Genomic DNA, 14,179 nt, shown 5'->3' with positions numbered 1-14,179 from the left:
CGCCTCACCCCCGATGATGCACTGGCCCACTGACAGCGGAGTTAAACCAGGTCGGAGAGGTCCGACACGTTTCCGTGGCGGCAGGCGCCTCACGCCGGTGCCATCAGCAGCGGTCGTGCCCTCTCCCGCAGCTCCGCCACGCGCGGTTCGTCGCCGTAGGGCTCCAGCCGGTGCAGCAGGTCCCGTACGTACTCCGTCGTACGCGCGGACGAGATCCGGCCCGCGACCTCCACCGCCCGTGTGCCCGCGGCGCACGCCGCGTCGAGGTTCCCCGACTCGAGTTCGGCCACGGCACTCACCACCAGACGCAGCCCGTGCGAGCGCACGAACTCCTCCGTGGGCCGGGACAGCGCCTGCTCCGTGAAGCGCCGCACCTGCCGCGGGGCCTTCAGGTCGCGGTAGCACTCGGCGGCGTCGGCCGCGAACCGGTCGTACGAGTAGAAGCCCAGCCACGACGGGTCGGCGTCGCCCTCGCGCGCCCGCTCCAGCCAGCTCTCCGCGGCCTTCAGCGCCGCACCGGCCGCCGCCGCGTCGCTCGCCTTCGCATGCGCCCGCGCCTCCACCAGCCGGAAGAAGCTCATCGTGCGGGCGGTGGCCAGTCCGCGGTTGCGCTCCAAGGCCGCCTGGGCCAGGTCCACCCCTTCGTCGGCGAAACCCCGGTACGTCGCCTGCAGGGACATCGACGCCAGGACGTACCCGCCGAGCGGGACGTCCGCGGCGGCGCGGGCGAGGCGCAGCGCCTGGATGTAGTACCGCTGGGCCGCCTCCTGCTGGCCGGTGTCGAACGCCATCCAGCCGGCAAGCCTGGTCAGCTCCGCGGTCGCCCCGAACAGCGCCCGGCCGACCTCGTCCGAGTACGACCCGAGGAGCAGCGGCGCCGCGTCGACGCGCAGACACTCGGGGACCATCGACGAACGCCAGTCCCCACCGCCGTACTTGGAGTCCCAGCGGCGGGCGTCCTCCGCGGCTTCGCGCAGTTTGGCCACGTCGGTGTGGCCGACGCGGACGTGTCCCTCATCGGGCGCGCCGTCCGGCGCCGACGCGTCGCAACCGGCGTCCGCGGAGCCTTCCCCCGAGCCTTCCGCCGAACCGTCGGCCGTCGCCTCACCGGCCCGGTCCACATGGCGCGCCACCGAAGGGTCCGCGGGCGTGATCAGCCACCGGGACGCGGGCGTCGCGTAGGCGCTCACCGCGAACGAACCGGCGAGTGACTGCCAGATCCCGCCACCGCCCGCCCGTCGCCCGGCCAGATCCAGCCGGTACAGCTCGGTGGCCGACCTCACCGCCTCGCCCACGTCGCGCGGGAAGGCGAGGCCGACCTCCGGCGCCGGGTCGGCGTCCGCGAGCCCGATCTCGTGCAGCGGTACCGGACGGCCCAGCTTCTGCCCGATGGCCGCGGCGATCAGATGGGGTGCGGCGCCCTGCGGCACCATGCCCTTCGACACCCATCTGGCCACCGACGTCTTGTCGTACCGAAGGGTCAGCCCGCGCTGCGCTCCGAGGTCGTTGACCCGCCGGGCGAGGCCGGCGTTGCTGATTCCCGCGAGGGCGAGAACGGTGCCGAGCTTTTCGTTCGGCCCGCGTAGCTCCCTGGACATGCGCCACCCCTCGACACACAGACGGCCGCCGGGGCGCCCGGTGCAGGCGCGCGGCATTCGTACCGTGTTCTCCCCCGGGGACGCGGCATCCGCCGACGGCTCCGCCGACGAGCCCGGGCCCCGACGCAAGAGCGCGTGGCCGAACCCCTCGGAATATGCACCCCCCGCGGAGAACAGCAGTGACACACAGCGTAGTTCGCCGGATCCCTACCGTTAAGAGGCGGTGTTCCCTATGGCGGGATTGTTGTCTGTTCGGGTTCAGGCCGGGGGGCCGCCGTGCTCCCGCTGTGTGGCTGTGCGCCCGTTCGTGCGCTCTCGTCCGGTCGTGGCGCAAGCGCTTCGATGAGTGCTGCGTGGGTCGGCCCGCTGGCACAGGGATCCAGTGGGCTGGGGGACACCGCCGTCCCAATCCCCGCGGGCGGCGGACCGGTCCGGGAGGCGAACAGCGCCTCCCGGACTGTGCGTGCGACCGAATACCTGGACGGATGTTCGGTTCTGTGGTGTTCGGAGAATGGCCGAATGCCGCCCTTCGTTCGGGTGGCTCCGACGGCCTCCGGGGCGCGGCGAAGGGCCGTCCGGCCGTCGGTAAATGGCCAATGCCAGGGGCGTGTTCACATTTTTGCGCACGCGACCCGGAGCCCCTCCTGTGCGCCGTTGTCGTGGCAGCATGTCCTCATCGGGATGTACCGAGGGTTGTCCACAGGCTGTGGAGGCGCGATGCGGTGGCTGGTCGGGTGGAGCAGTGTCGCCGCGAGCTTCGGCACGGCGGGCTCCGTCGGAACCGTCGCCGGCGCCTCGAGCCCGGGTGAGGAGAGCCGTACCGTCCACCCTGTCGGCGCGCAACTGCTGTGGGGCGACCCCGATCCGCTCTGGGCCGTCGGCGACTGGCGGCCCGACGAAGTACGCGTTGTCACCGTCGACCCCTTCACCCGCCTTGCCGTGCTGGGCTGTTGCGCAGCCAGCGACGAGGAACTCCGGGTTGGCCTCTTCGCGGCGCGCGGGGGCGCTCTGCGTCATCTCACCGCATGGGCCGGCAGCTACACCGCCGTCGTCCAGGTCGGCCGCCGGATCACCGTCGCCGGTGATCTGGCCGGAGCCCGGCCCGTCTTCTACACCCCGTGGGCCAACGGAACGGCGTACGCCACCGCGGCCCTGCCCCTGGCCGACCTCATAGAGGCCCAGCTCGACATCGGCTACCTCGCCGCGCTGCTGGCATGCCCCGAGACCCCCGAGGCGCTGCGGGACTCCACTCCCTACGCGGGCGTCAAGCGCATCCCGCCCGGCCACGCGCTGATCCTGCGCGAGGGCTCACGCGAGATCACCGGTTACGAACCGGTCGCCTCGCTCGCCGTGGCCGCTGCCCAGCTCGACGCCCACCGGGCGATGGACGCGATGCGGGACGCGCTCGTCGACGCCGTACGCGCGAGACTCACCGCGCCCCGGCACGCGCCCGGGACCCTGCCGCCCGATCCCGGCCCCGTGCCCGGGATGGGGCCGGCGGAACGGCGCGCCGCACGGGGCGCACCCGCGCCCGGCATAGGAGCGGACCTCTCCGGTGGCAGCGCCTCCGGGACACTGGCGCTGCTCGCCGCAGGGCTGCCCGGGGTGCCGGGCACGATACTCGGACATGGCACAGGGGCGGGCGAGCGGCTGCTGGCGGTCACGTTCAACGACCTGACGGCGGGCATCGGCCGGGAGGCAGAGCTGGAGCGGGCCCGTGCCATCGCCGAGAACCCGCGTCTGCACCACGTCGTCGTCGCGGCCGGGGAGGAGGCGCTGCCGTACGCGGACCTGGAGTCCGGGCCGCTGACCGACGAGCCGGGCCCGTCCCTGGTCGTGGCGGAACGCCACCGGCGCCGACTCGCCGCGGGCAGCGCCGACCACTTCACGGGGCTGGGCGCGCGACAGGTCCTGGACGCCCATCCGGCCCGGCTCGCCGACCTGCTGATGGACCGCCGGCGCCGGCCGCTGCTGCGGCCCGTCTCGGCACTGGCGCGGGCTCAGGGGACATCGGCGGGGTCGCTGCTCGTTCCGTTGACCGTCTACAGGGCGGCGCGCCGGCTGGCGCGCACGTCCTACCGGGCCGGACTCGAGTCGGCGGCGGCGCGGCTGCCCGAGGCGAATCGCGCGGCCGCCTCGGTCAACGGGCCCCTCGGGGCCTCCCTGGCGGCACTCGCGTGGTCCAGACCCGGCCCGGCCGCGCGGTGGCTCACCGGTGAGGCGCTCGCTGAAGTATCGGTTCGCCTGCAACAGGCCGCGACCCGGCCCACATCCGTGCAGCGGCCGGGGGAGGCACGTGCCCGTGCCGCGCTGGCACGGCACGCGGCGGACCACCGGGTGCTGGAACAGGCGGCGGAGGTACGGAGCCAGCGGCTGCACGCGCCCTTTCTCGACAACCAGGTGGTCCGGGCCGCACGCGATCTGCCAGAGGCACTGCGGGTCCAGCCGGGTGCCCGGGCGACGGTCCTTCGTTCGGTGCTCGCGGGCGCGGGGATCCACGACCTGCCGCCCGGCTGGGGCGCGACGTCCCAGGCCGCGTCGACGGCGGCGACGACCTCGGGCCTGCGGATCGCGCTGCCCGAGCTGCTCGCCCTGTTCGACACGCCTCTCCTCGCGGACGCGGGCATCGTCGAGGCGCGAGTGGTCCGCAAGGCGCTGCGCGCGGCGTCGGAGGGGGAGCCGGTGCCGCTGGACGGCCTCGCCGACCTGGTCTCCACGGAGCTGTGGCTTCGCCGTCTGCTGGCCCGCCGTGGAACGTGCTGGACGGGTACGGCGGCCCCCCGGCGCCGTGCGGTCGCGGCGGGGGTTCCTCCGAGGCGGACCCTGCAGGCGTAGCGCTGAGGGTGCCTCGGTGCGGTCGCCGCGCGTCGGTTCAGGACTCGACTCCTCGAGGACGGCGCTTTGTCGGCGGCTCCGGCCGGACGGGTTCGCGCCGGCCGGTCGGCGGCCGAGCGCGGTTCGGGCGAGCGCCGTTCCGGCGAGCGCGGTTCGGCCGAGCGCCGTTCCGGCGAGCGTCCGCGCTCAGCCGCAGCTGATCCGGGCGCGGGCCCAGTCCGCCAGCGCCACAGAGCCGAGCGGCGTGTGCCGTTCCACGGCGAGCCTGATCGTCCCGCGCCCGGAGATACCGATGCTCACCGGCACCGCCGCGTCACCGCGGCGCATCACGGGCGACTGCCACAGCCGCGCCCCGTCCCCGTACACCGCGAAGCGCACCGGGCCGGGCCCTGGGGTCGTGTCGTCGACGCCGACCAGCGCGCTGTACGTGCCGCACGCGCGGTTCAGGTCGATGGTGATCGACGACCTGGCGTGGACCGAGACGCCGTGCCCGTAGCGGGTCCCGCCGATCGACATGCCCTGGCGCTGCCACAGCCAGCTGCTCTCACTGAGCCGCACTTCGGGCTCGGTGTGGTCGCCGAACGCCCGGTAGTCCAACTGATCGACCTGGTACACCGTCGGGGCGGTCGGCGTCGGCGAGGTCGGCCGCGGCCCGGCCGTGGCCGATCCCGACCCCGGTCGGGGTTCCGCGTCCGCATCCGGGTCCGGTGTCGGATCGGGCGCCGCGGTGGAGTCGGGAGTGTGGTCGGGCGCAGGAGGCCTGGCCGCCACGAGGCCCGTGGTCCGCCCGGACGGCGGCTCGTGCCAGGGCAGGACCGGCCCGGGCGCCGCAGGCGCGGACGGATCCGGGAGCTCCGCCCCCGGCGACTGAGCAGCCTCCTCCGGTACGACGGGCTGGGCAGCCGGGGGCTTCGCCTCGGGCTCCGGCGGGTGCTGCAAGGCCCCTGAGAGCGCGAACACAAGCCCCGCTGCCGCCGCAAGCGCCGCGGCGGCGGCAGCGAGTCCGGCCTTGGCCTGAGCCCCCGGACCCTCCGGGAACGCGGCCTCTCCGGACGCCCCGGACCCGGAGCCCCCTGCGTCTGCCGCGCCGACGGACCCGGTGCCGGAAACGGCAGCGCCCGCTCCTGCCCCGCCCGCAACACCGCCCGCCGCGATCCCGGCGGCCTTGAGCGAGTGTCCGGCGGCGAACCAGCCGATGACCGCGACCGGCAGCAGTGCCGGGATCCCCTCGTTGACCTGTTCCAGCTCGCCCGCGGCCAGTCGGCACCTGGCGCATTCGTCCAGGTGCTTGCGGAGCCCGCGCTCGGCCCGCATCCGAAGACTGCCCCGGGCATACGCCCCGAGCCGGTCGGCATACCGCGCGCAGTCCCCGCTCGAGGTGAGCGCGGCGCTCACATGGGCTTGCAGATAAGCCTGCCTGAGGCCTTCGCGGGCACGGCTGGCGAGCACCGCGGTGGCATTGGCGGTGAGTCCCAGGAGCGGGGCCACCTCGCCCGGCGTCTCCTTCTCGACGGTCGTGTGCCAGAGGACCGTCTGCCACCGCTCGGGCAGCGAGCGGAAGGCCTGCATGGCCAGCGACCGTTCGGCGTCGTGCATGGCCCGGACGTCCGCGCCGGGAGCGAGGCCGCCCGCCGCACCGGCGACGCGGGCGGCCCGGTCGGCGAAGACCGCGAAGTCCTCGACCAGTTGCTCCCGCTTCGAGGACTTCGTCCAGGCCGCGGCGACCCGGCGCACGGTCGTGAGCAGATAGGCCCGCACCGCCTGTTCGGGCCCGGCCCCGCCGCGCACCGCCTGGAGCATGCGGGCGAAGACCTCGGCCGTCAGGTCGTCGGCGGTGTGCACATCGCGGCAGCACGTACGGGCATATCGGCGTACCGCCGCCGCATGCCGGCGGAACAGCTCCTCGTACGCACCGTCGTCGCCGTCCCGCATCCGCTGTATCAAGTCGGCGTCGGACGGCTGCCGATCGGCGGCAGCCGCCTTGTCCCGGCCTCCGCGCTGGGGCGGCACACTCGCGCCGGTGTCCCTCGCCCTCGGGGGCCTCGCAGCGTGCCTGCCCCGCATCGCATGGCCGGGTCCGCCCTGGCTCGGGACCTGCCGATGCGGCGACCCGCCGGTATCCGGCCCTGTCGCACCGCCGAGTGGTTCGTCCCGACCGTCACCGCTCATCGAGGAAGCCCCCGTACGCATGCACTGACCCGAACACCGGCCCAGACTGCCACAGGGAATTCGCCGTCAGGAGCTACCCGTACGGCATCCACTCATCCGGGGAAACTTTCCGAAATCGAGCACGAGCGTTCATCTGTACGGGGAATGCTGGGGGTCGGTGCGGCCGTATACGACCGCACCGTACGCCCGCATGCCCATCGAGGCGCCATGTCCTCGCAACCGTCAACGGCGCAGCCCACCCGGCAGGGTCGAGAACGCATGGGCACCGGCGGAAGAGCCCGGGTCGTCTGGTCGCACGGCTCTGGTCGCACGGCCCTGAGAGGGATGGCTCCGAGAGCCGACCTGCCCGCGCAACCGAGCCGTCCGGTGAGCGAAGCCCTCGCACCAGGACGCTCCGCGAAGGCGAAAACCGCCCCGGCGGTCCCACCAGCCGGCCGTCACACCGGCCGCGACCGCAGACCCTCCAGCAGAATGTCCAGCAGCCGAGCCGAAGCCGCAGCCTGCTGCGCCGCGTCCGGCAGGGACGGCGCAGCCGTGGCTATCACCAGCAGCACATCGGCCACGGTGACATCGGTCCTGAGCTCACCGGCAGCCCGCGCCCGGTCGACCAGCTGCCCCACGACCTCCAGCAGCTCACCCGCGCCCGCGTCGTCCTGCTCGGCCGGCGTCGTCGGCCGAGCCGAGACCACCCGCAGATCGGGCTGACCGCCGAACCCGTGCCGCTGCTGCGGCACCCGCGCCTCGTCACGGCCGTCGCGCCGGACCTCCTGTCCGCCACTGCCGATGACCTCGGGAACGACCGTCGAGTCGTCCACACCCACCCGCAGCACATGCGGCGGCAGCAGCCGGCCCGCACCCGATGCGACCGACGTACGCAGGAAGCGTGAGAGCGCCGACCACGGCTCCTCCTCCTGCCCCAGGGCCGTACGCGCCTGCTCCGTGAGCCGGGCGGTCTCCTCCTCGGCTATCCGCCGGACCAGCACGTCCTTGCTGGGGAAGCGGCGGTACACCGTGCCGACCCCCACCCGCGCCCGGCGTGCCACGTCTTCCATGGGCGCGCCGTAGCCCAGTTCGCCGAACACCTCGCGCGCGGCCCGCAGAACATGCTCCAGATTGCGCTGCGCGTCCACGCGCAGCGGCGTCGAACGCCCTGCCGCCCCGGTCGGTCCGGTCAAGGCCCCGGTCACGGCTCCACCGGTCCCTGCCCCCGCCAGCGCCCCCGTCACGGCACGTCCGTTGCCGTCGGAGGCGACAGCAGCCTGCCAATGCGAATCCTGAATGTGCATACCCGTTCCCCCGGTAATGATCTCGTCTCCCCCCGGAGACTCCCCTCCCCTGACAGCCGAGGTGAATGGGACGAGTCACCGTCCCGACACCCCGACGAAGTACGAACATAGTTGAGTCGAGGTCAATTCAGAAGGGGCTCTTCCGCACGGTGTGCCCCCCGATCGGAGCAAGGGCCGGAACGTTCCCGATTCGGCCCGCTCCCGCTACCCCCCTCGCCCACCCTGACCTGCGCACCTTCACCGGGGCCCCGAGCCGGACCCGCGATGCCCGGCCAAAACCTCCGGTCACACAATCTGCCGAGCCTGTGGACAAACTCCTGGGACCGTTGCGTCATGGGATGGTGAAGGCTGCATACTCCCGGGACACGACCCCCGGCTCCTCGCCGCGCACGCGCATTCTCGTCGTCGGCGGCGGCTACGTGGGGATGTACACCGCGCTCCGCCTCCAGGACAAACTGAAGGCCGAGCTGGGTCGTGGCGAGGTCGAGATCCTCGTCGTGACGCCAGAGCCGTACATGACCTATCAGCCCTTCCTCCCCGAGGCGGCGGCCGGCTCCATCTCGCCCCGCCACGTGGTGGTCCCACTCCGCCGTGTCCTCGACAGATGCAAGATCGTCATCGGCGAGGTCAGGTCGGTCGACCACTCCAAACGCACCGCGACCCTCATCACCCTCGCCACCGAGGAGGAGGGCACCGGCGCGGTCCAGGTCGGTTACGACGAACTGGTCATCGCCCCCGGCTCGGTCTCCCGCACCCTCCCGATCCCCGGCCTCGCCATGTACGGCATCGGCTTCAAGACCGTCGAAGAAGCCATCGGCCTGCGCAACCACGTCATCGAGCAGATGGACATCGCCTCCTCCACCCGCGAGCCCGCCCTGCGCGACGCGGCCCTCACCTTCGTCTTCGTGGGCGGGGGCTACGCAGGCGTCGAAGCGCTCGGCGAGCTGGAGGACATGGCTCGTTACGCGACGCGCTACTACCACAACATCAAGCCCGAGGACCTGAAATGGGTCCTCGTCGAGGCGACCGACCGCATCCTCCCCGAAGTCGGCGAAACGATGGGCAAGTACGCCATCCGCGAGCTGCGCCGCCGCAACATCGACGTCCGCCTCGACACCCGCCTGGAGTCCTGCGAGAACCGCGTCGCCGTCCTCAGCGACGGCACCCGCCTGCCGACCCGCACGGTCGTGTGGACCGCGGGCGTCAAGCCCGCGCCCCTGCTCGCCGCCACCGACCTTCCGCTCAACGAGCGCGGGCGCCTCAAGTGCACCGCCCGCCTCACCGTCGAGGGAGCCGAGCACGCCTGGTCGGCCGGGGACTCCGCCGCCGTGCCGGACATCACGGCGGACGAACCGGGCAAGGAGTGCGCCCCCAACGCCCAGCACGCCGTCCGCCAGACCAAGGTGCTCGCCGAGAACATCGTCGCCTCACTGCGCGGCCGGCCTCTCAAGGAATACGCCCACGCCTACGTCGGATCCGTGGCCTCGCTCGGGCTGCACAAGGGCGTGGCGCATGTGTACGGGCGGAAACTCAAGGGCTGTCCGGCCTGGCTGATGCACCGTGCGTACCACCTGAGCCGGATGCCCACGTTCAACCGGAAGGCACGCATCCTGGCCGAATGGACGCTCTCCGGCCTCTTCAAACGTGAGATCGTCTCCCTCGGGTCCCTGGAGCATCCGCGCGCCGAGTTCGAACTCGCCGCGGGAGCCGTCCCGTCCAAACCCCTCACACGCCGCCACGAGGACCCGCCCAGGAGCGGGAGGGAACGCCAGGGACCGGCACCGGGCGAGAGCCCGGGGACGGGCCCGGGGGCTGACTGACGCCGTTGTCAGTGCGGTCGGTCACACTGGACGTGTGACGATAGGTGGGCTCGACACCTGCACAGAGTGAGCTCTCCCGTGCCGCGACCACGACGACTACCGGCAACCAGCGGACGAGGCCCGGCCGTTCGAGCCGGGACCGACCCCCGCACCCCTCGGCCGACACCCCGGTCGCAGCCATCCGAGACGACCAGCAATCAAACACGAGGCTTGAAAATCCGTGAACTTCACGCGTTGGAGCGCCCGGCTCCCCGGCACGCAGCGTCGAGCCGCAGCGCGGACCGACCGTGGCTCCGTGCCCGCGGCCCGCGGTGAGTACGACCAGCGGCCGGAGCGCCCGTCCGACGCCCCCGACCTGGCGGTTCGGGCGGACGCGCCCGCGCTCGAGCAGTTCTCCGTACGGGAGCTGCTCGGCCGGCTACCCGCCCTCGTCGCCCTCGTCCACGGCCCCGAGCACCGCATCGCGTACGTCAACGACGCGTACGCCGCCGCGTTCGGCCCCCGGCCGGCCGGGGCTCCCGCCGCCGAGGCCTGCCCCGAACTCGCCGAGCTCGGTCTGCTGCCGCTGATGGACCAGGTGCTGCGCAGCGGAAAGCCGCGCACCGTGAAGTCCCGCCGCATCCAGGGCGGAGGTTCCTACACGGTGACCTGCCTGCCCGCCGGAGCCCCCGACCCCGCGGCAGGTCACGACGGCGCCGGCAGCGGTCACGGCAGCGGTGTCCTCGTCTTCGCGGCAGACGTCACCGATCACGCCGAGGCCGCCGAGCGCCTGCGCGCCAGCGAGCGCCGCCACCGCGAAACCGCCGTTACCCTCCAGCGCTCCCTGCTCCCGCAGGAGCTGGAGCAGCCCGACGATCTGCGGATCGCCGCCGAGTACCGCCCGGGAGGCACGGACGCGGCCGTCGGCGGCGACTGGTACGACGTGATCACCCTCGGCGCCGGCCGCACCGCCCTCGTCATCGGCGACGTCATGGGCCGCGGGGTGCGCGCCGCGGCGGTCATGGGCCAGCTCCGCACCGCCGTCCGCGCGTACGCCCGGCTCGACCTTCCCCCGCACGAAGTGCTGCAGCTGCTCGACGGGCTGGCCGCCGAGATCGACCCGAGCCAGATCGCCACGTGTGTGTACGCGGTGCACGACCCCAACGAAGGACGGCTCGTCTACGCCTCGGCGGGCCACCTGCCCATCCTCGTACGCGACGCGGACGGAATGGTCCATCGCGCCGAGGAGCCCACAGGCCCCCCGCTCGGCACCGGCGGCTGGCTCCACACCTCCGGAACGGTCCCGCTCACGCCCGGCTCCGTCGCCGTCCTCTATACGGACGGTCTTGTCGAGCGGCGCGGGGAGGACATCGACGAGGGCCTCGCGGCTCTGGAACGGGCGCTGGCGGGAGCGACGGGCGCACCCCAGGTGGTCTGCGACAGGCTGATCCGGTCCCTGGGCGTGACGGCCGAGCATGACGACGACGTCGCGGTCCTCGTCCTCCAGCACCCCACCCGCACCGGAGCGGACGCGGAGCTGTTCCACAACGCGGCCCTGGAGCTGCTCGGCGGCGTCGAGGCCGCTCCGCGCGCGCGTGCCTTCGCCTCCGGCGTGCTCGCGTCCTGGCGCTTCCCGAACGAACTGCGCGACCTGGGCGTGCTCGCCGCGAGCGAGCTCGTCGCGAACTCCCTCTTGCACGGCACGCCGCCCATGCGGCTGAGGCTCCGCCGTACCGACCGCCGACTGATCATCGAGGTGACGGACGGGGACGACCATCTGCCGCGCCGTCGCCGCGCCGAAACGGAGGACGAGGCGGGCCGCGGGATCTCCATCGTCGCGACGATCGCCTCGTCCTGGGGCAGCCGCCGCACTCCCGGCGGCGGCAAAGCGGTGTGGTGCGAGTTCGCGCTGCCCGACTAGGGGACCCTGGGCCGGGGTCCCGTCAGGGCCCGGCTCCGCGGCCGGGCCGGAGGTCACCGCGCTAGGCAGTGGCCTCGATCTTGTCCTGCCTCGGCCGGTGCCGGGCGACGATCCGGGACCTCGAGGCGAGCGCGGGCCGGTCCTGCACCGGTGTGAGCTGCTTCCCGAGTCGCAGGGCGAGGGCGGTGATACCGAGGGAGAAGAGCACGAACGTGACGATGTACGGTCCGTGCAGCGCCGCCCCCATGGGCCCGCCGACGGCAGGTCCGACCGCCAGAGCGAGCTGCTTGACCAGGGCGAATGCCGAGTTGTACTGCCCGACCATCGACTCCGGCGCCAGATCGGCGACGAGCGGCGCCACGGTCGGTGACAGCATCGCCTCGCCCAGCCCGAACAGCGCGTACGTCGAGATGAACGCGGCCGTCGCCATGACCTGGCTGCCGTGCCCGAGGCCCGCGTACCCCGCGAAGAGCCATGCGACGGCCCAGATCAGCCCGACCGCGGCGATCACGCGCGAACGCCGACGCCGCTCGACGAACCTCAGTACGAGGAACTGCGCGATCACGATCACGGCCGTGTTCGCGGCCAGGGCGTAGCCCAGCGTCGCAGGGTCGATCCCGGCGGCCTCTGTGCCGTACGCCGCCAGCCCGGACTCGAACTGTCCGTAGCAGGCGAAGAAGAGGACGAACCCCAGCACGGACAGCTGCACCATGGCGCGGTGACCGAGCAGGGCCCGCAGTCCGCCCTTGGCCTTGGCCTCGGTGTTCTCCGGCATCGCGTCCGGGATCGCGGGACAGGCCGGCATCCGCACGGTCGCGGCGATCGCGGCCAGCACCACGAACATCGCCGCCTCGATGCCGAAGAGCAGGGTGAAGCTGGCGGGACGGCTCTCGTCGACGAGCTGTCCTCCGATCAGCCCTCCGATACCCAGCCCCAGGTTCTGCAGGAAGAACTGCGTCGCGAAAGCCCTGGTACGGGTGGAGGGGCTGGAGCACCACACGATCATCGTGGCCAGCGCGGGCTGCATCACGGCGGTACCGGCGCCGAGCAGCGCGGCGGACAGCACGGCCGCCGGGACGCTGCCGGCCAGTCCCATGGTCAGCGCACCGGCGGAGGCCAGCAGGGCAGCCACGACGAGCACGGGCAGCGGGCCCCGGCGGTCGATGGCACGCCCGGTGAAGGGGAGGACGACGAGGGCGGCCATGGCGAAGACGGCGAGCACGGCGCCTGCCGTACCGGCGCCCAGCTCACGCACCTCAGCCACATACACGTAGAGATACGGAACGGTGAACCCGAGCCCGAACGCGCTCAGCACGTTCCCTGCCTGGATCCGGCGCATCGCAGCGCCCATCGCCTTGGTCACACTCACCTGCCTCGGTCGGTCAGCCGCTGGAGGACTGAAGCTTGAAGACTTCGAAACTAAAGTTAGGATCTGAACAATACACATCGAAGGACTTAGAAGCCAACCCGATGCATGCGATAGTGAGGCGCATGTCCGACACCCCCCAGCGAGCCGGCCGCACGCAGGCCCCAAAGGCCTCCCAGGCCCCCCAGGCCTCGCAGCCGTCGCAGCCGCCCCAGGTCGACGGCACCTCGCAGGAGTCGAGCCTCGACGAGCAGATCGCCGCCTACCAGCGCGAGTTCCGTGACCTCGACCCCCAGGTCGAGAAGGTCGTCTCCGCCCTCGGCCGGCTCAACCGCCGGATGAACGTCGCCTACGGGCGCCAGGTCGCCGCGCTGGGCATCAGCAATGCGGAGTGGGAGGTGCTGAAGACCATGGTTCTCTCCGGTGCCCCTTACCGCCTGGGTCCGGGAGAACTCGCCAAACGTCTTGGCCTCACCCCGGCCGCCATGACCCACCGCATCGACCGCATGGCGGGCGAGGGCCTGGTCACCAGGGACCGCGACGAGAACAACCGGGTACGGGTGATCGTCGAGCTGACGGACGAGGGCCGTGCGAAGTGGCTGGAGGCGATGCGCATGGCCACGGCCTTCGAGGAGGACCTGCTCCAGGACCTGTCCAGCGAGGAGCGCGGGGTACTGGGCGAGATGCTCATCCGGGTCCTGCGCCGGGTGGAACACGCCCAGCCGGACGCGGGCGGTCGGCTCACCGACCTGGACTGACCTGCCTGCCGGGAGGTGTCGCGAAGATGGACGAACGGGTGGGTTGACACGCCCCTTCTCGATCCGTAAGGTTCTTCGAGTTGTCACGGGGCCGGAACGGTTCTGCGATGACCGATCCGGCCGCCGATGGCGGCAACCAAACTCAGCACGATCCCCAACCGGGACGAATTTCGGCATGCCGAAATTCATTTCGAATGGCTCGATTATGAGTCGCCTGGGAAATCCGCTAGAGTTTGAGCGTCGGAACGGCCGCGAGGCCGGAACGGCAACCCGCTCCGACGGGGAATCGGGCCCGAAAGGATCTGATAGAGTCGGAATCGCCGGAAAGGGAATTCGCGAAAGCGGAGGAACAGCCCGGCAGCCCGCTCCAGCGGGTGGCAGAAACGGAAATCGGATCTGCTAAGCTGGAAACACGAAAGACCGAAGGGAAGCGCCCGGAGGAAAGCC

At 72.3% G+C, this 14,179-nt stretch carries 8 protein-coding genes; 4 read left to right on the top strand and 4 right to left on the bottom strand.

All coding sequences use genetic code 11. The annotated features are described in order from the left end of the window. Positions 1-89: 89 nt before the first annotated feature. Entirely contained in the window at positions 90-1,598 is a 1,509-nt protein-coding gene (locus tag ACFU5O_RS30930) for an MFS transporter (protein WP_384245498.1), read from the bottom strand. Positions 1,599-2,315: 717 nt separating this feature from the next. Between ACFU5O_RS30930 and ACFU5O_RS30925 the strand changes: the two genes are divergently transcribed. Then, positions 2,316-4,433 carry an asparagine synthase-related protein gene (locus ACFU5O_RS30925; protein WP_384245496.1) on the top strand — a complete coding sequence of 706 codons (2,118 nt, stop codon included), beginning with the start codon at positions 2,316-2,318 and terminating at the stop codon, positions 4,431-4,433. A 186-nt stretch (positions 4,434-4,619) separates the two neighbouring features. On the opposite strand, the gene ACFU5O_RS30920 is transcribed toward ACFU5O_RS30925, so the two are convergent. Together ACFU5O_RS30920 and ACFU5O_RS30915 are read right to left on the bottom strand one after the other, a co-directional pair. Then, positions 4,620-6,602, bottom strand: a complete 1,983-nt coding sequence (locus ACFU5O_RS30920; RefSeq protein ID WP_384245495.1) for a sigma-70 family RNA polymerase sigma factor — start codon at positions 6,600-6,602, stop codon at positions 4,620-4,622. Between the two features lie 437 nt (positions 6,603-7,039). Beyond that, positions 7,040-7,888 carry a TetR/AcrR family transcriptional regulator gene (locus ACFU5O_RS30915; protein ID WP_384245494.1) on the bottom strand — a complete coding sequence of 283 codons (849 nt, stop codon included), beginning with the start codon at positions 7,886-7,888 and terminating at the stop codon, positions 7,040-7,042. 338 nt (positions 7,889-8,226) lie between these two features. Between ACFU5O_RS30915 and ACFU5O_RS30910 the strand changes: the two genes are divergently transcribed. Further along, complete coding sequence (locus ACFU5O_RS30910) at positions 8,227-9,708, top strand: NAD(P)/FAD-dependent oxidoreductase (protein WP_384245493.1); 1,482 nt, start codon at positions 8,227-8,229, stop codon at positions 9,706-9,708. A gap of 220 nt (positions 9,709-9,928) precedes the next feature. Beyond that, positions 9,929-11,608, top strand: coding sequence for a SpoIIE family protein phosphatase (locus ACFU5O_RS30905; protein WP_384245491.1), 1,680 nt, complete (start codon positions 9,929-9,931; stop codon positions 11,606-11,608). 61 nt (positions 11,609-11,669) lie between these two features. Here ACFU5O_RS30905 and ACFU5O_RS30900 read toward each other — a convergent pair whose 3' ends face one another. Then, a complete protein-coding gene (locus ACFU5O_RS30900) occupies positions 11,670-12,959 on the bottom strand; it encodes an MFS transporter (RefSeq protein ID WP_384245621.1) in 1,290 nt (429 codons plus the stop codon). A gap of 140 nt (positions 12,960-13,099) precedes the next feature. Here ACFU5O_RS30900 and ACFU5O_RS30895 point away from each other — a divergent pair, with 140 nt between their 5' ends. Continuing rightward, positions 13,100-13,732 (top strand): MarR family winged helix-turn-helix transcriptional regulator, encoded by a 633-nt coding sequence (locus ACFU5O_RS30895; RefSeq protein WP_384245489.1) that lies wholly within the window; start codon positions 13,100-13,102, stop codon positions 13,730-13,732. The last annotated feature ends 447 nt before the right edge of the window (positions 13,733-14,179 follow it).

Source organism: Streptomyces sp. NPDC057445, from assembly GCF_042802855.1.
Taxonomy (GTDB): Bacteria; Actinomycetota; Actinomycetes; order Streptomycetales; family Streptomycetaceae; genus Streptomyces.
This window is presented reverse-complemented; position numbering and strand designations above follow the sequence as displayed.